This is a genomic window from Protofrankia sp. CiP1_Cm_nod3 (assembly GCF_982290655.1).
Genome location: NZ_CEVIVD010000015.1, coordinates 40,529 through 58,766 on the forward strand (window position 1 = coordinate 40,529; position 18,238 = coordinate 58,766).

At 70.3% G+C, this 18,238-nt stretch carries 14 protein-coding genes and 1 pseudogene; 6 read left to right on the top strand and 9 right to left on the bottom strand.

Annotated features, from left to right (window positions below; genetic code table 11):
* Nucleotides 1-1,128 (bottom strand): TM0106 family RecB-like putative nuclease (locus AC5LUJ_RS05420; protein WP_493464564.1); only part of this gene is annotated, 1,128 nt, incomplete at its 3' end.
* Between the two features lie 248 nt (nucleotides 1,129-1,376).
* On the opposite strand from AC5LUJ_RS05420, the gene AC5LUJ_RS05425 reads away from it, so the two are divergent.
* On the top strand, nucleotides 1,377-1,931 hold the full coding sequence (locus tag AC5LUJ_RS05425; protein WP_250283690.1) for a Uma2 family endonuclease: 555 nt from the start codon (nucleotides 1,377-1,379) through the stop codon (nucleotides 1,929-1,931).
* A 155-nt stretch (nucleotides 1,932-2,086) separates the two neighbouring features.
* Here AC5LUJ_RS05425 and AC5LUJ_RS05430 read toward each other — a convergent pair whose 3' ends face one another.
* The gene (locus tag AC5LUJ_RS05430; RefSeq protein WP_250289740.1) at nucleotides 2,087-3,202 is read right to left on the bottom strand and encodes a hypothetical protein; all 1,116 of its coding nucleotides are present in this window, start codon (nucleotides 3,200-3,202) and stop codon (nucleotides 2,087-2,089) included.
* 522 nt (nucleotides 3,203-3,724) lie between these two features.
* On the opposite strand from AC5LUJ_RS05430, the gene AC5LUJ_RS05435 reads away from it, so the two are divergent.
* The 4 genes and pseudogenes from AC5LUJ_RS05435 to AC5LUJ_RS05450 all read left to right on the top strand — a co-directional run.
* Nucleotides 3,725-6,346: an ATP-binding cassette domain-containing protein gene (locus tag AC5LUJ_RS05435; protein ID WP_250283678.1), complete on the top strand. Its 2,622-nt coding sequence runs from the start codon at nucleotides 3,725-3,727 to the stop codon at nucleotides 6,344-6,346.
* A gap of 185 nt (nucleotides 6,347-6,531) precedes the next feature.
* Nucleotides 6,532-7,476, top strand: coding sequence for a ParA family protein (locus tag AC5LUJ_RS05440; protein WP_250283676.1), 945 nt, complete (start codon nucleotides 6,532-6,534; stop codon nucleotides 7,474-7,476).
* A 283-nt stretch (nucleotides 7,477-7,759) separates the two neighbouring features.
* The gene (locus AC5LUJ_RS05445) at nucleotides 7,760-7,918 is read left to right on the top strand and encodes a hypothetical protein (RefSeq protein WP_157180533.1); all 159 of its coding nucleotides are present in this window, start codon (nucleotides 7,760-7,762) and stop codon (nucleotides 7,916-7,918) included.
* 15 nt (nucleotides 7,919-7,933) lie between these two features.
* A pseudogene (locus tag AC5LUJ_RS05450) lies at nucleotides 7,934-8,121 on the top strand (IS982 family transposase); the annotation flags it as partial.
* Between the two features lie 27 nt (nucleotides 8,122-8,148).
* Here the strand turns inward: AC5LUJ_RS05450 and AC5LUJ_RS05455 are convergent.
* On the bottom strand, nucleotides 8,149-8,316 hold the full coding sequence (locus AC5LUJ_RS05455; protein WP_250283674.1) for a hypothetical protein: 168 nt from the start codon (nucleotides 8,314-8,316) through the stop codon (nucleotides 8,149-8,151).
* Nucleotides 8,317-8,602: 286 nt separating this feature from the next.
* Here AC5LUJ_RS05455 and AC5LUJ_RS05460 point away from each other — a divergent pair, with 286 nt between their 5' ends.
* Nucleotides 8,603-9,154: an NUDIX domain-containing protein gene (locus tag AC5LUJ_RS05460; protein ID WP_250283672.1), complete on the top strand. Its 552-nt coding sequence runs from the start codon at nucleotides 8,603-8,605 to the stop codon at nucleotides 9,152-9,154.
* Between the two features lie 392 nt (nucleotides 9,155-9,546).
* On the opposite strand, the gene AC5LUJ_RS05465 is transcribed toward AC5LUJ_RS05460, so the two are convergent.
* The 6 genes from AC5LUJ_RS05465 to glgC all read right to left on the bottom strand — a co-directional run bounded on the left by AC5LUJ_RS05465 (nucleotide 9,547) and on the right by glgC (nucleotide 17,729).
* A complete protein-coding gene (locus tag AC5LUJ_RS05465; protein ID WP_493464565.1) occupies nucleotides 9,547-11,913 on the bottom strand; it encodes a DUF8508 domain-containing protein in 2,367 nt (788 codons plus the stop codon).
* Nucleotides 11,914-12,082: 169 nt separating this feature from the next.
* Nucleotides 12,083-13,093 (bottom strand): DUF2889 domain-containing protein, encoded by a 1,011-nt coding sequence (locus tag AC5LUJ_RS05470; protein WP_493464566.1) that lies wholly within the window; start codon nucleotides 13,091-13,093, stop codon nucleotides 12,083-12,085.
* Between the two features lie 218 nt (nucleotides 13,094-13,311).
* Nucleotides 13,312-14,307 (bottom strand): metallophosphoesterase, encoded by a 996-nt coding sequence (locus AC5LUJ_RS05475; protein WP_250283668.1) that lies wholly within the window; start codon nucleotides 14,305-14,307, stop codon nucleotides 13,312-13,314.
* Between the two features lie 133 nt (nucleotides 14,308-14,440).
* The gene (locus tag AC5LUJ_RS05480; protein WP_250283666.1) at nucleotides 14,441-15,028 is read right to left on the bottom strand and encodes a DUF1353 domain-containing protein; all 588 of its coding nucleotides are present in this window, start codon (nucleotides 15,026-15,028) and stop codon (nucleotides 14,441-14,443) included.
* Between the two features lie 103 nt (nucleotides 15,029-15,131).
* Nucleotides 15,132-16,307, bottom strand: coding sequence for a glycogen synthase (gene glgA / locus AC5LUJ_RS05485; protein ID WP_250283664.1), 1,176 nt, complete (start codon nucleotides 16,305-16,307; stop codon nucleotides 15,132-15,134).
* Nucleotides 16,308-16,484: 177 nt separating this feature from the next.
* Entirely contained in the window at nucleotides 16,485-17,729 is a 1,245-nt protein-coding gene (gene glgC / locus AC5LUJ_RS05490; protein ID WP_250283662.1) for a glucose-1-phosphate adenylyltransferase, read from the bottom strand.
* Nucleotides 17,730-18,238 lie beyond the last annotated feature (509 nt).

Sequence of the window (18,238 nt, forward strand, 5' to 3'; positions counted from 1 at the left end):
GGCGGAGACGTCGAGGGTGACGGCGCCGAACAGGTACTCCAGACCGGCGTTGTCCAGCGCGTACGGGTCGCCCTCCATGTCGAAGTAGATATCGCCGGGATCCGGCGCCGGCAGGGACGCGAGCCCGTCGGGCGCGACCACCCGGACGGTCACCGTGCCGGTCCGGTCCTCGTCGGTGCGGGTCGCGTCCTGGATGATCTGTAACTGTGCCTGGAGCCGCAGCCCGGCGAACGTCGCCGCCGCCATCGAGGCGGGGCGCCGCTCGTCGCCCGCGGCGGCAAGCTCCTCGACCGAGGTGATGCCGGCGGCCCGCAGCTTGCGCCGCTGGTCCGTGCGCAGGCCGGCGACCAGCGACAGGTCACGGGCGGCTTCCCGGCCCCGCTCGCAGTGGGCGGCGAACGCGCAGGCCCCGCAGGCGGGCCGCGGATCGCCCCAGGACGGCCGGGGGGCCGCGGGCGGGTGCTCGAGCTGCGCGGTCAGCCTGCCCCGGGCGTGGTCGACCATGGGCGCGACGTCCTCGACCCGCAGCGACTCCAGCCGGCCGTCGCCGAGTAACAGGTGGATGCGCCGCGCGGCGGCCACCCCGATCGTCGGCAGCGCCCGGGCGTAGGAGGCCAGCTGCACCACGGCCGCGGGACGGGCGTGCCGGGCGAGCTTGGCGTCGTACGGCTCGTAGCGGCCGGGCACGGCCTCGCCGGTGCGCGCGCCGGTGACCGGGTCGAGGTGCGTGGCGACCAGGAAGTCGGGCCGTCCCTGGTAGGAGCCGTCGAAGAGCACCGCCTGGTAGATAACGGCGGCCCCGGCCGCGACGGCCGCACGGGTCTGCTCCCGGGCGGCCTCCAGCGCGGCCAGACCGCTCTCGGGGCGTTCGATCATCGCGACGGCGTCGGCGCCGAAGATGCCGACGAAGTGCGCGAGCCACCGCCGTTCGTGCGCGTCACCGTGGCGGACCAGCAGTTCGTCCGCTTCACCGGCCGTGATCGGCTCGCCGGTGGTGTCGTCGTCCAGCCGTACCCCGGCCGCGTGGGCGTGCGACAGCGCGAGCCGGTGCCCGCACTCGAGCGCGTCGACGACGTCGCTCGCCGACACCACCCACCGGTCCTCGAACCGCTGCATGCTCCTCCGCATCGCCCGGATCCCTGTTCCCGGGATCGCCCGCCGGGCCCGTGGAAAGCGCCGTGGCCATCATCCTCGCCCCGGATTCCCGGGTGCTCTGCGCGGTCCCCGCCGTAGCGTGGGGACCGCGCAGAGCTCACGGTATGCTTGATCCCAGCGGCGCGCGGCGTCGGACACGTCCCGGCGTCAGGCACGTCCCGGCGTCAGGCAGCCCCAGGTCTGCCGCGTGGGTTCGCAGGAGGTGTGCCATGGCCGCGGAGATGGTCGCTCCCGCATGTATGCACGAACAGATCACTGCGGAGCAGTATGACTCCTGGTCCGAGGACCAGTGCGCGGGCATCGAGATCGTGGATGGAATGATCGTTGTAAGCCCCAGCGCGTCCATGCGGCACAACCGGCTGGCCCGGATCCTCGCGAATGCCCTGGACACGGCCGGCGGGGCGGACTGGAACGCCGATACGGACTTCGACGTCCGGCTGCAGGACGTGCCGCTGACCAATCGGCGTCCGGATGTCGTGGTGTACCGCGCGGACACGATCGATGTCACGCCCACCCGTCCGGAGCACGTGCTGCTGATTGCGGAGATCGTCTCGCCGGGTTCGGAGACCACGGACAGGATCGTGAAGGCGGACCAGTACGCCAGATCCGGCATTGCCTACTACTGGCGGATCGAGGGGTCCGCCACCGGTGCTCCGCTGGTGTACACCCATGTCCTCGACCCGGCGACCAGGACCTACCGGAACGCGGAGGTGTTCGTCGGTGTGCTCGACACCACGGCACCCTTCCCCGTGAAGCTCGACCTCGGCCGGCTCTGACGCTGATCCGACGATCGGCGGCGCCGATGACCGCCTGGTAGGGCGGGGCAGGTCGCGGCGGCAGACATCGGCATCATGCGGGCTGATTCTGATCTCGATATGTCTGAATCGTGTTTCAGCGGCCGGCTGGCGGCGGAGACCTGCGCGACGGTGCGCTAACCGGTTCGGGTGCCGTAGCGGGTGGCGGCGTCGCGGACGAGCCGCAGGGATTCGGTGTCGGCGGTCAGGTGTTCGCTGTCCATCAGGCTGAACGCGAACAGGCCGGCGCCGGTGACCTGGCGTATGTAGTCGTCGGTGAAAACCGCCCGCAGATCGTTGTGCCAGGTGTCCGCCGAGCCGTCGTCGGGTTTGTAGTGCGCGACCATGACCGGGCCGTATTTCCCGAGGATTCGGGTCATGTCACGGATGTCGTCGACGTTGTTCTTCGAGTCCATCGCCTGGAAGCTCTGGAAGTCCGACTGCCGCAGCACGTCGTCGAAATACCCGATCAGTGATTTCCCGCCGCCCTTCCCGGGGTCGTCCCAGCGGGCCTGCCAGCCACCCCAGCCGAGGGAGATCCGGGCGTTCGGCGCTGTCGAGCGGAAGATTCCCATGGCGGCGGTGTACTGGTCCTTGAGCTTGAGGTAGTAGTTCGTCACCTCCGGGGTGGCGGCCCAGGTGTTGGCCTTGCACGGGTAGGTCTGCAGTTCGGTGAACAGTGTGACGTACAGCGGCGGCCCGTCCGCCGCGCCGCCGAATATCTGGGCGAGCCGGCGGGTGTCGCTGAGGAACGACGACGATAGGGGGTAGTCCCGCCCGCAGGCCGGCCCGTACCTGGTCTGCACGGTGGTGACCCTGCCCGCCCCGCCGAGCCACACGACGAGATGGATCGCGCGCCCACCGGCGTAGACCCGCGGAATCAGGTCCTTCGACCAGTCGGTGAGAAAACCGAAGTCATTGGGGCTGTTGTACCAGGTCGTGAACATTCCCAGCTGGTCGGCGACGGGTGAGGCCGAGTCGCTGTCGAGGGAGGGGCCGAGGCCGAACACAAGCTTGCCGGCCCGGCCGAAACCGGGCGGCCTGGCCGCGCCGGTATTCGCGCCGCCGGTATTCGCGCCGCCGGTTTTTTCCACACCGCCGGACGCGCCGGCCGCCGCGCCGCCTGCTGGCGCCGCACCGGTAGGAGCGGTGACGGGGACGGCTGCGGGGACGGCTGCGGAGGTGGTCGACGCCACTGCCGGCTGCCGTGCCGGCGGGCGGCCTGCCAGGTCCGGCAGCGACCACACGACCATTCCGGCCAGCGTCGTACAGAGGATAATTCCGGCCGTCAGGACAGGAAAACGCTTCAGTACGGACAAGGGGGCCGCTCCGTAATTTTTCCGAAGTTTTCCCCCGGACGGGGACAGCGTACATGCCGCGGCACCGGATGATCTCCGAGGCGGAGGCCGTCGCTCGAGTGAAGGTGATGACACGGACGACGCTGACGACACGACGGCGCGGCCGCGGCACCGACGAGGCGGCGTCCGGCACTCGGCATCCGATGTCGGATATCCGACCGCCTCCGCGCTGGCCTGCCGCTGGTCACGACCACCGTCGGAGCCGTCGGAGCCGTCGGAGCGCTGGTCGAGCCACTCGTCGTGTCGCTGGTTGCACCACCGGTCACACCGCCGCCGGCCGCGTTGTCGCCGGCCGGCCCGTTCGGTCGAAACCCCCGATTCCGTGCGGATGCGGCAGTTATGATCGCTCCGGCGAAGGACGCCGGTAGCGACTGGCCCGGTGGCCGCCAACCTCCGGCCGCGGGGGGAGATGAGCAGGTGGATGGGACCGCGCTGCAGGTCGACACCCCGGACGGGCAGGTTGTCCTCGCGGGGGCTGGGCCGTATGTGGTCGGGCGGGCACGTCAGGCCGATGTCGTTGTCGTCGACCGGCGCGTGTCCCGACGGCATCTGATCCTGGAGTCGGGCACCGACGGCTGGCTGGTGCGTGACACCAGCGCCAACGGCCTGTGGCGTGACGGCAGGCGGGTGGGCAACGTCAACGTCACCTCACATGGTGGTCAGGTCCGGATCCGCCTTGGCGCCGCGGACGGGCCGGAGATCGTTTTCGTGCCGCGCTCCGCTCCTCACCCGCAGCCGCCGGGCTGGACGGAGCGGCCTGGCGACCCGCTGACCGCGCTGGCCGGCGCTGGTGACGCCAGCGGCCCGCGGGCCGGGCGGGTGCTCCGGGGCGGTGCGGCCGACGACGACGTGTCAACGTCCCAACATCAGGTGGTGGGCCACGACCGCAGGGTCCACCGGCTGCGTCCCGGGCGGATGATGCTGGGCCGCTCCCAGGACAACGACGTGGTCGTGGACGACTTACTGGCCTCTCGACACCATGCCCAGCTCCGGATCGGCCCGCAGCGCCGGGTCGACGGCGGCGTGGGCGGTAGCGGCGTGGGCGGCAGCAGGGCCGGTGGTGCCATCGTCGGCGATCAAGGTAACGGTAAGATCATGGAAGGTGATAACGCTGCCGGCGTCGCCGTCGAGGTCGTCGATCTGGGGTCGGCCAACGGCACGTTCGTCAACGGTCAGCGGGTGGCCCAGGCGTTCGTGGCGCAGCGTGACGTCATCGCGATCGGGCACCACCTGTTCCAGCTCGACGGCGGCACGCTGGTCGAGTACGTCGACGGCGGCGACGTCACCTTCGAGGTGAAGAGCCTGTCGGTGTGGGCCGGCCCCAAGCAGCTCATGCACGACGTCACGTTCCGGCTGCCGGCCCGGTCGCTGCTCGGCGTCGTCGGCCCGAGCGGCGCGGGCAAGTCGACGTTACTCAACGCGCTCACCGGGTTCCGCCCGGCAGACGCCGGCGTGGTCCGCTACGCCGGTCGGGATCTCTACGCCGAGTACGACGAGCTGCGCCGCCGGATCGGCTACGTCCCGCAGGCCGACCCGCTGCACGGTCAGCTCACCGTCCGCCAGGCCCTGGAGTACGGCGCCGAGCTGCGCTTCCCCGCGGACACGACGGTGGAGGAGCGGCGCAGCCGGGTCCGGGAGGTCATCTCCCAGCTCGGGCTGCACGGCCATGCCGACACGCCGGTGAGCCGGCTGTCGGGCGGGCAGCGCAAGCGGACCAGCGTCGCTCTTGAGCTGCTGACCCGCCCGACCCTGCTGTTCCTGGACGAGCCCACCTCCGGCCTTGACCCGGCGAACGACCAGTCGGTGATGGAGGCGCTGCACGGGCTCGCCCACGGCAGCGACGGCGCGGCCGGTGCCGCCGCGGGCGCCGCTACCGGCGGCGAGGGCCGTACGGTGATCGTGGTCACGCACAGTGTTTTGTTTCTTGATCTTTGTGACTACCTGCTGGTGCTCGCTCCCGGCGGCCACGTGGCCTACTTCGGCCCGAGCGAGGGTGCGCTGCGCTTCTTCGGCAAGAAGGACTTCAAGGAGTTCGTGGCCGTCTTCCGGGAGCTGGAGGCGACCCCGGGCGACGTGCTCGCGGCCCGCTTCCGCGCGTCCGAGTACTACGTCCCGTCCGCCGTTGTCGCGCCGGTCGTGCGCCGCCCGCCGGCGCTGCTGCCCGGCATCCGCCAGCAGCCGGTGACGGCGCAGCTCTCGACGCTGGTCAGGCGGTACCTGCGGGTCGTGTTCGCGGACCGCTCCTACCTGCGACTGATCATCGCGTTCCCGTTCCTGCTCGGGATCATCCCAAGGGTCATCCCGGCGAAGGACGGTCTGGCGCCGTTGCGGGAGCCCAATCCGGACGCGACCAAGGTGCTGGTCGTGCTCGTGCTGTGCGCGTGCTTCATGGGGATGGCGAACTCCGTGCGCGAGATCGTCAAGGAGCGGCCGATCTACCGGCGGGAGCGCACGATCGGCCTGTCGCGCACCGCCTACCTCGGCTCGAAGATCGCGGTTCTGACCGCGATCACCACCTGTCAGTGCGTGGTGTTCACCCTGATCGGTTTACTCGGGCGCCTGCCGGCCGATGCGGTACTGCTCGGCTCGCCCCTCGGGGAGTGTCTGATCGCGGTGGTCGTGGCGGCGCTGTCATCGATGATGATCGGGCTGCTGGTGTCGACGCTGGTGGACAACGCCGACAAGACCATGCCCGTGCTCGTGCTGGTCACCATGGCCCAGCTCGTGCTCTCCGGGGGCCTGGTGTCGGCGGTGGGACGGCCGGTGCTCGAACAGGTGAGCTGGATCGCGCCGGCCCGCTGGGGCTTTGCCGCGCTGGGCTCGACCGCCAACCTCAACGAGGTCGCCAAGCTCGGCCGCGTCGGGCCCCGGGGCGATCCGCCGGATCCGCTGTGGGAGCACAGCGGATCCACCTGGTTCCTCGACATCCTCGCCGGGATGGGGGTGGGCGTCGCCGCACTGGTACTGACCGCGTACATGATCCGTCGGATCGAGCCGAAGGTGAGCCGGCGCAGGACGACCGCGGATCCGTCATCCTGAGGTGACGGATCCGCGGCCGGGGAGGCCGCCCGCGTGACCGGAGGGACGACGGCGACGCGGCTGTGGGCTCGTCAGCCCGTCCCGGGCCGTCACCATGATCGGAGGTGCGCGCTATCGTGGCGGTTCATCTGGTCGGATCTCACCGCGGCGGCCCCGCGCCGGTGAGGGTAGGCGGGGGAACGACGTTGACGCACATCATCTCGACGATCAACCTCAAGGGAGGCGTCGGCAAGACGACGATCACCGCGGCCCTGGCGGAGATTCTGGCCGGGGAGCACGGCAGGCGAGTACTGATCATCGATCTCGACCCGCAGACGAACCTGACCGTCTTCATGATCGGCGAAGCGCGCTGGCAGGAGCTCAACGACTCCGGCCGGACGCTCGCGACGCTCTTCCGGGACGCGGTGGACCCGGGCCCGGCCGGCGGCCTCTTCGACGTCCACCAGGCGTTGCAGCGGGATGTCTCCCCGGTGGCCAGCGTCACCCAGGTCGACCTGCTGGCCTCCTCGCTGGACCTCATCGACCTCCAGGACAGGCTGCTGTCGGCCGCCGGGCCGCCCGCCGCCGTCGGCGGCCACAACCCGGTGGAGCTGCTGCACCGGCAGATCGAGAAGATCGCCGACGACTACGACTACATCCTCGTGGACTGCCCGCCGAACCTGAGCGTGCTCACCCTGAACGGGCTGCGGATCTCGCACGGCTACATTGTCCCGACGATCCCGGACGTCATGTCCACGTACGGAATTCCGCAGATACGGTCCAGGATCCAGAAGTTCGCCACGAGCGTGGGCCGGGTCATCCCCGCCGTCGGCCTGGTCGTCAGCAAGTACCGGGCGAACGTCTCGCTGCACCGGCAGACCGCCGACTACCTGGCCCGCTCCGGCAAGGAGACCGGCCTGCGCGTGTTCAGCTCCCGGATCCCGGACTCGACGGAGATCGCGGAGGCGGCGGAGTTCAACGACTGGGGCACCCTGCGGCAGCGGTACGGCTACCACCGGCACTACGACGCCCTGGCCTCCCTCGCCACCGAGTTCATAGCCGCCGTCGAGGACACCGTCCCGTCATCGCGGCCCTCTTCGCCGCCTTCTTCGGGGTCGTCTTCTTCGGAGCCGCGGGACGTGCCTTCGTAGGACATGCCCACGAGCGCAACGGACACATACCCGATCACGCCCGATCACGCCAACCGCGGTAGCCGCCCGCGAACCAGGCGCGCCTGGCAGGCCATGACGCCCCCGATGTCTACGACGTCCACGACAGGCCTGTCGGGCATCGGCCCGACCCCGGATCGTTCGTCCTGCCTCGACAGCCCCGGAACCAGCCGCTACGGGTGCTTCATCCGCATCATTCTTAAATTCAATGAAACTTTATGACAAAACACTACGAAACATCTTTCCGTCGGCCGTGTCCGCCGGGATGACGCTGTCGGCGTGGGTGGACAAGATGCTGGCCGAGTCGATCTGGACCGTCCGGTTCGCCCGCCAGCAGCAGCGCAACGCCGCCCTGGGCGTCACCCCGGACTACCTGGCGGCCGAGTATGCCAGGCTGGAGGACCTGCGGCGTGCGGCAGGGTGAGGTGTGGGCGCGCGCCGACACCTGGTCGAGTCGGTCAACGACACCCTCAAAGGGCAGCCTGACCTGGAACAACACGGCGGCCGAACCTTCGAGGGCGTCGCGATCCGGGTCGCCAGCGGCTACTGGCGATGGCCGCGGCGATCTGGCACAACAACAAGACCGCCGCGCCCGTCACCCGATCATTGATCGCCTACGGCCACTGACCGACCCAACCGTTCGGACCTACTCGTCTAGAGGCTCGTCACCGACGGGTGGTCGGCCGCCAGCTTGGCCCGCAGCGCGTCGATGAGCCCCTGGTCGTACGGCCCGGGTGACCAGTTCTGCTTCTGCAGTTCCTCGGGGATCGGCCGGGGCGAGGTGAGGTCGTCCGTCTCCGGGGTGTAGTCGTCCCGCCACACGTGTGGGGTCTGGGGAGGAGCGGTGATGGGGAAGGGCAGCTGCTTGATGAGCTGTATCGCGACCGCGTGAGTGGGATGCCTTCCTGGGCGGCGCGAGGGCCGGGGAGTTCGAGCGGCCGTAGCGAGCGCCGTGATCCTGCGAGTCGGGGGACGCCTACCTGGTCCAAGCCGAGATACTCGCCGGGATCAGGATGCTCACCCGCGGCGATCTCACTCCCGGTATGCACGAGGTTCCCGCCGCCGACCGCGCCGCGATCGCGGCTATCTGGCTCTCCTACTTCAACAGGTGATCAACTTGGCCATCACGGCAGACCACATCCGCGCCACCCTGACCACCTACCTCGACACCCACCCCGAGGAGAAACCCGGCCTCGCGCCCGTTCTCGACCTCCTCGACACCGGCGCCGACCTCACCTCCCGCGGGGAGTTCCGCGGCCACGCGACCGCCGGCGCGATCCTCGCCGACGCCGACGGACGCATCCTGCACATCCACCACCGAGCACTCGACACGTGGCTCCTGCCCGGCGGCCACCTGGAGACCCAGGACACCTCGCTACTGGAAGCAGCCCTACGCGAACTCGCCGAGGAAACCGGCATCCCCACCAACGCGGTCACCCCCGCGGACGTCCACCCCATCCACATCGACGTCCACCCCATCCCCGCCAACGACGCCAAGGGCGAGCCGGAGCACCGGCACGTCGACGTCCGGTTCCTCTTCCGCACCACCGCCGACGTTCACCAGCTTCAGACCGAGGAGGTCACCGACGCGGCCTGGCGCACCATCGACAACCTCGGTGACGCGACGCTGCGACAGCGCATCGCCGAAACCCTTCGCTGACGCCCGGCCGCCCGCCCCGGCGCATCCGGTTCCGGACGCAACGGGGGGGCGAGCCTCCATCGCCGCCACCCACGCGCCTCACATCCCTGAACGGCGCACGACCCCACTGCCTGCGCAAAGGACCTGACAGCCCAATACGCCGCATCCAGGGGCGCCATGACCGTCGGGCTGGCCAGGGAGGTCGCGACGGACGGCATCATGATCGATTCTGTAGATCTATCCCCACCGCACTCCCGCGCCGGAACGAGTGTGTAAGTGGTTGCTGGGGCAGCCACTTACGTACTCGTTAACATGATCGCTTTTGTTTGGGAGTGCCGACTCGGAGGTGCCGGCCGCCATGTACGGTGACCGGCACCAGGTCCTGCTGCGGAGAAACGCCGGGGTGCGGAAACTCAGGGCAGGGTGAGGTGGGCTACCTGGGGGTCGTGGTCGCTTTGTTGGGTGGCGAACTCGGAGTTCACGTGGACCACGTCGTAGCTGTGCGCGGCGCCGGCCAGCGCGGCGGAGAGCAGGATGTGGTCGAGGACCTGCGAGTTTCCGTCGTAGACGTAGGTGTAGCGCTCGGCGTCGGCCAGGGTGGCCGGCAGGTCGGTCAGGCCGGCGCTGGTCAGGGTCTGCACCGGCGCCGAGTAGGGGAAGTCGTTCAGGTCGCCGGCCACCACGATCCGTGCCTGGCTGTCGATCGCCAGGATCGACTGGACGAAGTTCCGCACCACCGTCGCCTGCTGGTTGCGCTGCGTCTCGCTGGCGAGGGCCGGCGGCTGGTAGCGGCCGAACAGCGGGTCGTCACCGCCCTTGGAGTTCCAGTGGTTGGCGATCACGAACAGTGGCTTGGAGTTGAAGGAGAACTTGCCGACCAGCGGCTTGCGGCTGGCGTTGAAGGCCGAGTTGGTCGGGTCGATCCGGCCGGGGTTGACACTGAGGTTCACCCGGTCGGCGGGGCTGCCGCTGTCGGAGACGGCCACCGCGGTGGTGGAGCCGCCGGGTGTGCCGGGGGCGAAGGTGAGCCCGATGTCGGTGCGGAACAGGAAACCGACGCGGATGTTGCCGCCGGGCTCGCCGCCGTCCTGATCGTCCACCGGGCTGATCTGCTGGTAGGTATAGGCCGGCCCGCCCGCGGCACCGATCGCGTTGATCAGCCTGGTCCAGGTCTGGTCGGCGGCCACCACCGAGCTGTTGGTCGCCCCGTCGTTGTTCTGGACCTCCTCGACGGTGATGATCCCCGGCGCGGCCAGGCTGGTCACGATCTGGTGCGCCAGCCCGTCGAACTTGCTCTGCGGGTCGGACGGGTCGAGGTTCTCCACGTTGAACGTGGCGACCGAGATCTGCCCGGCGCCCGGCCCACCGGTGCTCTCCGCTGTGAGCCCGCCCGCCACTCGGCTGATCGCGCTGGTCAGCAGCAGTTTGAAGTTGCCGAAGGAGTAGTCGAGGACGCCGGCCGCCGGGCCGGAGAAGTGGTCGCCCACGTTCACCCCGGCGGGCGTGGAGCCGGCCAGCGCGGCGTCGTCCAGGATGATCCGTTCCGGGTTGGCGTCGGTCTGGCGGGTCACGATGCCGCCGCGGGTGGTGCGCACGGACGCGTTCGCGCCGTCGTCACCGAGCACCGGGATCTCGTTGTAGCTGTTGGCCGGGCCCACCGCCACCGGGTTGTTCACCTGGACGCGCATGCCCTCCAGGGACTCGTAGAAGTCGATGCCGTCGGTGGCGGGGTCGAAGGTGCCCGAGGTCTCGACGCTGCCCGTGGCGTCGTTGTCGATCACTGTGGCCGGTGGTACCCGGCCGCCGGTGCCGATGACGGCCACCGCCGGGACGGCCCGGGTGCCCAGTACGGAGACGGACGGTGAAGTGATCTCCGTGGTGGTCAGGTTCGTGCTGCCCGACCCGCCCGGCCGGTACTCCGAGACGGTCCCGCCGACCGCGACCTCCTGGCCGACGGTGGCGGTGGGCGCGCTGGAGGTGTACACGAACAGGCCTTCGGAGGTGGCGTCGTTCGCGTCCGGGCACGGGTCCTGGTACCAGAAGCCGTTGCCCGTCACCGCGGTGACCACACCGCGCACGTCGGACACCGGCTGGCCGTTACGTGGGGAGATGTGCGCGCTGCCCTGGACGTCCCGGATGCGGGTGGTGTAGCCGGCGCAGCCGCCGCCCCCGCCACCCTGGGAGTTCTGCGGGGTGGGGCTGACCTTGGCGAAGTCGCTCGCGTTGTTGTCGCTGTCGGTAGCCGGGTTCGACCTGGTCGCCGAGGTGGTGTTGGACAGGGCCTGGGCCGGGGAGGTCTCGTAGTCGTTCGCGCCGCCGTAGCCGACGAAGTCCTTCACCCCCGGCGCGGTGTCGCAGTTGCCGCCGCAGGTCAGGGCGGTGGTGCTGGTGACGAGCGCGACCTTGCCGGAGGTGGCCGACAGGTTCGTCGTGCCGGTCGCGTCCGGGGTGGGCAGCGCGGCGCCCTGGCTGCCGCCGGAGCCGAGCCTGACCAGATACCTGGCGCCGGGCTGGATCGTGCCGGACAACGCGGTGACGAGATAATTCGTACCGGACGCGGACGCGTACTGCGTGGACCAGCCGGCAACGCTGACCGCCGTGGTGCCCCGGTTGTACAGCTCCACGAAGTCGTTGAGATACGGCGCGCCGCTGTTGCCGCCGCCGCCGTAAACCTCGCTGATCACCACGTCGGGCGAGGCCGAGAAGGCCGGGGCCGCGACAATCCCGGTGAAGCCGCCGGCCATGGTTACGGCGAGTACGGGCAGCAGCAGGCGCCGCACGAAGGACCGACCACGTGGCGAAGGGCAAGAATGATCCATGAACGGGCTCCTGGCCGACAGTGCGTGGACAGCGACACGAGCCCGTCATCTCTATCGAGTGGACGGTGTTGATTACCATCAGGTAAAGGCGACGGTCGGTGAACGGATGCGTGAATTTCTGACGTGACGGTCAGGCCAGCAGCGGGAGCAGGGCGTGGACGTCGGCGAGCGCGCGGAGCTGGTCGGTGAGGTGGGTGCAGGTCGTCGGCCCGGTCATGGAGGAGCGCAGCCCGTGGCGCAGCCCGGCCAGGCGCTGGCCGAGGACACGGCTGACGCTCGCCCCGGCGAACGGGCACTGCGGGCCCGGCAGGACGCGGGGTGTCGCCTGAGCCGCGCGGACCGTCGCGGTGGCGAGGTCGATCGTGGCGTCGACGGCGTACTCGTGCACGATTGCTTCCGAGCCGTCCAGGTCGCGGTAGATGTCCCGGAAGAACGCGTCCACCACGGCCTCGCCCGGCCGCGGCCCGGGTGTCACGTCGATCCTGCGCCGCCGCCGGACGCTGCCGGGTGGCAGTGGCGGTGCGGCGTGCCAGCCCAGTGGATCACTGTCGTCGTCCAGCCTGGGTGCGTTCGGCCCGTGGCCCATGAGGGCGGACGGATCCTCACGGTTGGCGATGTCCAGCCCGCCGCCGGCCACCCAGCCGGCGCAGACGTCGACCGGGGGCATGCGGACGTCGGTGAACGGCGTTCCGACGATGCGGGCGATCATCGAGCCTGAGATCAGCGTGACCACGGGCACCTCGTCGAGGAGCAGCCCGGGCAGGGTGCCCCCGACGGTCAGCTCGGGCACGGCCCGGTCCAGCGCGGTACGGAAGCCCGAACCGGCCCGGGCGCCCAGCAGCGCGTCACTGCCGGCCACCGCCGGGTCACACTCGATCGCGGTGACCGTCCGGTCGCCGAAATAGTCGATCGTGACCCGGACGCCGGCCTCGGCCACGACCTGGGCGTCGCTGTCCGTTCCCGTCCGCTCCCCGACGGTGCGCAGGTCGCGTGCTCGGCCGACGATCACCACCGGGCTTTCGGTGTCGCCCGGGCACAGGACGTCAACTGTGCTGGTACGACGCACCGAGCCCGGGACACGCGGCGGTGTACCGGTGGTCGGTCCGGCGGGGGAGAGCCACTGGAGAGCAGTCGTCGTCACCCTTCCAAGGGTTACACTCCGAACCGCCGATGGCTCTGTGGCAGCCTGTCCGGAGCAGGGAAGTTGGCAACGTCACGTCCTCCGTGTCATCTCCGCGGTTGCCGGCCTGTTGCTCGATGGTTCTTCGAACCACGGTTCTTCGAACCACCGAGCAGGCCAGGGACCGGGGCTCTCCGGATCCGCCGGGCCCGCCGCCCGCCCGCCTGTCGGCCGGTCCGTCAGGTGGACGGCACCGTCCGCGTCGTCCACGAGAAGACGCCCGGCGTGCGTGGGTTGGCGGTGACCCGCAACCACTGCGTGGCGGTGTCGCCGAAGGTCTCCAGCCGGGTCAGGTTGGGTACTCCGGCGTAGGCGGGTTCCACCTCGTAGATGTGCTCGTCGCCGTGCACGAGCAGGACCGGCTTGCCGTATCCGCGCGACCGTTCGGCGATACGTCGGCGGATCTCGGTGAAGCCCGGGGTCTCGGTGGGCTCGGCCTGCATCAGCAGGAGCACGCCGGGAGCGTGGGTGCGCTCGGCGGTGGCAAAAGCGGTGTCGATCCAGTCGAGTGCGGCGGCCCTGCGTGCCTCGAACTCGGCCAGCCGCAGGTCCGGCCGGTCCCCGCCGGGCAGCTGTGACCACGGTGCCAGATCGTTCTCGCTGCCGACGACGTGCACGGTGGCGAAGACGATCCGGTTCCGGGTGAAGAGCACGTTTTCGCGGTACTCGCGGTGGCGTTGGTCGGAGGCCTGTGTCGCCACCCGCAGCTGGTGACGGCCGAGGGTACGGCCCGGTTCCGGGAAGAACGCCCGGCGAACCGCCTCCAGGCGCTCGGTGGGCAGGTATCCGCCGGCGGCCGTACGGTGGCAGTCGGTCCATTCGTTGTCGCCGGGTGTCAGCACGAACGGATCGTCGAACGTGCCGAAGAGCTGTGCCAGATCGGCGAAACGGGCGTCGTCACAGGTGGACGAGCCGTTCTTGACGTCACCGGCGTGCAGCACGAAGCGTATGTCCGCGTCGGCGTTGACGGTGTCGACCAGGCGCGGGAGGACGGCGCGCTGGGCGTCGCCGTAAGGAGTGTCGCCCAGCAGGGCGAAGGTGACCGCGGGCCCGTCGGGGCCGGCAGGGCCGGGGTTGCCGGGGTTGCCGGGCGCGGCGATGGCGGTACCGGCCGGGACGAGTCCCGCGGCCGCAACGGTCGCGGCAAGCGCCACTGCTAACAGGTGTCGTCGCATGCGATGACTCTCGACACCTTCGACCACCGGCCGGTGACGACAGTTCAGCCACCGGGCGACGCCTGGTCGACAAACGCAGTGCGCTGACATCCACGGGCCGCTCGGCACCGGCCCGTGGAAGATGCGGGATCGTTCACGACGGCGTCCACCGGAATGACGGAGGGTTGACCTTTTTCACCGGCTTTCCGGTCGGTGCCCGCCGGCTGCCGATTTTCAGGATCAGGAAGGCGATGGATTCGGCGAGATAGAAGACGAAGAGCGCGGCGAGGACGACGCAGCCGGGAACCAGGACGAAGAGAAAACCGGGAAGGGCGACGGCGACGAGCGCGGCGAGCTGCCCGAACCCCGGGCGCCACAGCGTGGACAGCCCCGATTTCCGGACGCCGGCGAGTCGCACCGCCGCCCACATCAGCCACCGCCGTAAGAAGGCCACATCGAGCTCACGCATTGCCCGGCGGAAGATCCCGTCCGCGTCGGCGCGGTCGAAGTCGCCGGCGTCGGCCAGTTTCCACAGCCAGTCGTGCAGGATGGCCGCCTTGGTGTAACGCCCGTATGTGGGTACCAGCCAGGTGAGGAAGCGTGGGACCGACGCGAAGTCGGTCGTAAACCCCGTCGGCACGGTGAAGACCTGTTTCTTGCCCTCGTAGCTGACGGGTTCCAGCAGGCGCCAACGGATGTCGTCGATCTCTTCGACGGCGATCCTGTCACTGAGAAAGGGCATGTGTCCCTCGTCGTTCGTTCCGCGGCGGTGGGGGCGAGGACGGGCAGGCCCCGGACGATAGCCGGAGCCAGGAGGACGACCGGAGCGAGGGACGGCTGCGGGATCAGGAGGACGGCCGGAGCCGGGCAGGGGAGAGGACCGACTCGTACAGGCGGGCGGTCCGCTCCGCCACGGCCTGCCAGCCGAACTCTGCGACGGCCCGGTCCCGGCCCCGGCGGCCCATCGCGTCCGCGCGCGCCGGGTCGCCCAGCAGCGTGTTGACGGCTTCGGCGAGCGCCGCGGGGTCCTCGGGCGGGACGAGCAGCCCGGTCACACGATCGTCGACGACCTCGGGGATGCCACCGACCCGGGAGGCGACCACGGCCGTCCCGCAGGCCATGGCCTCGAGGTTGACGATCCCCAGCGGCTCGTACACCGACGGGCAGACGAAGACGGCCGCGTGCGTCAGGAGCTGGATGACCTCGGGTTTGGACAGCATCCCCGGGAGCCACACGACGCCCTTGCGGGTGTCGCGCAGCTGGTCGACCTGCGCGGTCACCTCCGCGAGCAGGTCGTCGGTGTCGGGCGCGCCCGCGCAGAGCACGAGCTGGGCCCGCGGGTCGAGCCCGGCCGCCGCCTTCAGCAGCACCGGCAGGCCCTTCTGCCGGGTGATCCGCCCGACGAACACCACCGACGGCTGCTGCGGGTCGACGCCGTGGCGGGCGAGGACGTCGGTGCCCGGATCCGGGGCGTACTCGTCGGTGTCGATCCCGTTGCCGATGACGTGCACCCGGGCCGGGTCGACCGCCGGATAGGCCGACAGGACGTCCGCCCGCATGCCCCCGCTCACCGCGATGACGGCCGCTGCCGACTCGATGGCGACCCGCTCACACCACGATGACAGCGCGTAGCCGCCACCGAGCTGCTCGGCCTTCCACGGCCGCAGCGGCTCAAGGGAGTGCGAGGTCATCACGTGCGGGATCCCGTACAGCAGGGACGCCAGGTGCCCGCCGAGGTTGGCGTACCAGGTGTGCGAGTGCACCAGGTCGGCGCCCGCGACGGCGGCGGTGGCGGACAGGTCGGCCGACACCGTCCGCAGCGCCTCCCCGGCGTCCGCGAGCAGGTCCCAGGGCCGGTGCGCGCGCACCGCGATGCCGTCCGGGCTCGGCCGGTCGGCGCCCTGGCAGTGCACGGCCAGGTCCACCAGGTGGGCCAGCTCGCGGGCGAGGTACTCGACGTGCACCCCCGCGCCGCCGTAGACCTCCGGTGGGTACTCCCTGGTCAGCAGTGAAACGCGCATGCCCGCCCTTGTGGTTGGTGACCTGTGGTTGGTGATCGCCGGGCCGGCGCCTGGAGCCCGGCTGGAGCCCGGCCGGAGCCGGCCGGAGCTGGCTGAGGCCCGCGGAGCCGGCTGAAGCCTGGGGCCCCGTTCGGAGCCCGGCCCGCCAGCCCACCGTCGACGGGCCCGGCCCGGCTGTCAGCAGGTGATCGTGACGCCCTTCCCGACGACGGTCACGCCCTCCGGGCTCACGGCGAACCCGCGGGCGCGGTCGTGCTCCTTGTCCACCCCGACCTCGGCGCCCTCGGGCACGATCACGTTCTTGTCGAGGACGGCGTCGCGGACCACGGCCCGTCGTCCGATCACCGTGTTGTGCATGACGACCGCGTTCTCGACCTGCGCCCACGAGTTCACCCGCACGCCCGGCGACAGCACCGAGTGGCGCACCAGGCCGCCAGAAATGATCACGCCGTTGCTGACGATGCTGTTGACGGCCGTGCCGGTCCGGTCCGGGTGCTCGTGGACGAACTTCGCCGGCGGCAGGGACGGGACGTTGGTCAGGATGGGCCAGTTCCGGTTGTACAGGTTGAACACCGGGTCGACCGCGCACAGGTCCATCTGCGCGTCGAAGTAGGAGTCCAGGGTGCCGACGTCACGCCAGTAGCCGCGGTCCCGGTCGTTGGCTCCGGGAACGTCGTTGGCGGAGAAGTCGTAGACATGCGCCATGCCGGCCTTGGCGAGCATCGGGATGATGTTCCCGCCCATGTCGTGGACGCTGGTGTCGTCGTCCGCGTCGGCCCGCAGCGCGTCTATCAGGACGTCCGTCGAGAAGACGTAGTTGCCCATGGACGCGTACGTCTGCTCGGGGCTGTCCGGCAGGCCGGGCGGGTCGGCGGGCTTCTCCAGGAAGGCGTCGATGGTGTAACCGTCCGCGCCGGGGCGGATCACGCCGAGCTGCGTGCCGTCGGCCCGCGGGACGCGCAGGCCGGCGACGGTGACGCCGGCTCCGCTGGTCAGGTGCTGGTCGACCATCTGCCGCGGGTCCATCCGGTAGACGTGGTCGGCGCCGAAGACGACCACGATGTCCGGCTGGTCGTCGTAGACGAGGTTGAGGGACTGGTGGATGGCGTCCGCGGACCCGGTGTACCAGCGGGGGCCGAGCCGCTGCTGGGCCGGTACCGGGGTGATGTAGTTGCCGAGCAGGTTGCTCATCCGCCAGGTGGTGGTGATGTGGCGGTCCAGGCTGTGGCTCTTGTACTGGGTGAGCACGCAGATCCGCAGGTAGCCGGCGTTGGCCAGGTTCGACAGGACGAAGTCGATCAGCCGGTAGAGGCCGCCGAAGGGGACGGCCGGCTTGGCCCGGTCGGCGGTGAGTGGCGCGAGCCGCTTGCCCTCACCTCCGGCCAGCACGACACCCAGCACTCGTGGTCGTGGTCGTGACATCCCAGACCTCCAGGGTGACGCCGATGCTTGTAACTGCTTGGTTGCTAATGGTTCAGATAGCACAGTGTGATTGCGGTGAGTGACTGCGCTGTGTCGTCATCGACCGGTCGGGCGCGACCGCGTTCGGCCAGGCCGACAATGCCGAAGCCTAACAGCGGGTAGTGGAATTCGGGCTCCGGACCGTAAATCCGCGACGACCTGCCACCGCCGGGTTTACCGCCGCCCGGTAGCCGGACCGCCCGGCGGGGCGGACTGCCACCCGGCGCATCACCCTCTGTTTACCGCAGCCCCGATAGCCGGGCCGCCCCCGGCGCCCGTGACAAGGATCATCCCGCTGGACGCCGGGACACGGGCCTGTTGCCGGCGTCCATCCAGGTGGCCGGGCTGCCCGTGCGCCAGGTCGTCTCAGGTGCCGGGCCGCCCGCGGCATGCTCCGGTTCCGGCGGCGCCCTGGCCGCCTGCGGACGGTCGCAGGTGGCTGCTGTCGGTTGAAAAGGACGGCCGGTTGG

Excerpts from the sequence above, each read along its gene's own strand:
- AC5LUJ_RS05425 (WP_250283690.1), top strand. The coding sequence starts at position 1,377 with ATGGTCGCTCCCGCATGTATGCACGAACAGATCACTGCGGAGCAGTAT.
- AC5LUJ_RS05430 (WP_250289740.1), bottom strand. The coding sequence starts at position 3,202 with ATGGTCGTGTGGTCGCTGCCGGACCTGGCAGGCCGCCCGCCGGCACGG.
- AC5LUJ_RS05445 (WP_157180533.1), top strand. The coding sequence starts at position 7,760 with ATGACGCTGTCGGCGTGGGTGGACAAGATGCTGGCCGAGTCGATCTGG.
- AC5LUJ_RS05475 (WP_250283668.1), bottom strand. The coding sequence starts at position 14,307 with ATGCGACGACACCTGTTAGCAGTGGCGCTTGCCGCGACCGTTGCGGCC.
- AC5LUJ_RS05480 (WP_250283666.1), bottom strand. The coding sequence starts at position 15,028 with ATGCCCTTTCTCAGTGACAGGATCGCCGTCGAAGAGATCGACGACATC.
- glgA (WP_250283664.1), bottom strand. The coding sequence starts at position 16,307 with ATGCGCGTTTCACTGCTGACCAGGGAGTACCCACCGGAGGTCTACGGC.
- glgC (WP_250283662.1), bottom strand. The coding sequence starts at position 17,729 with ATGTCACGACCACGACCACGAGTGCTGGGTGTCGTGCTGGCCGGAGGT.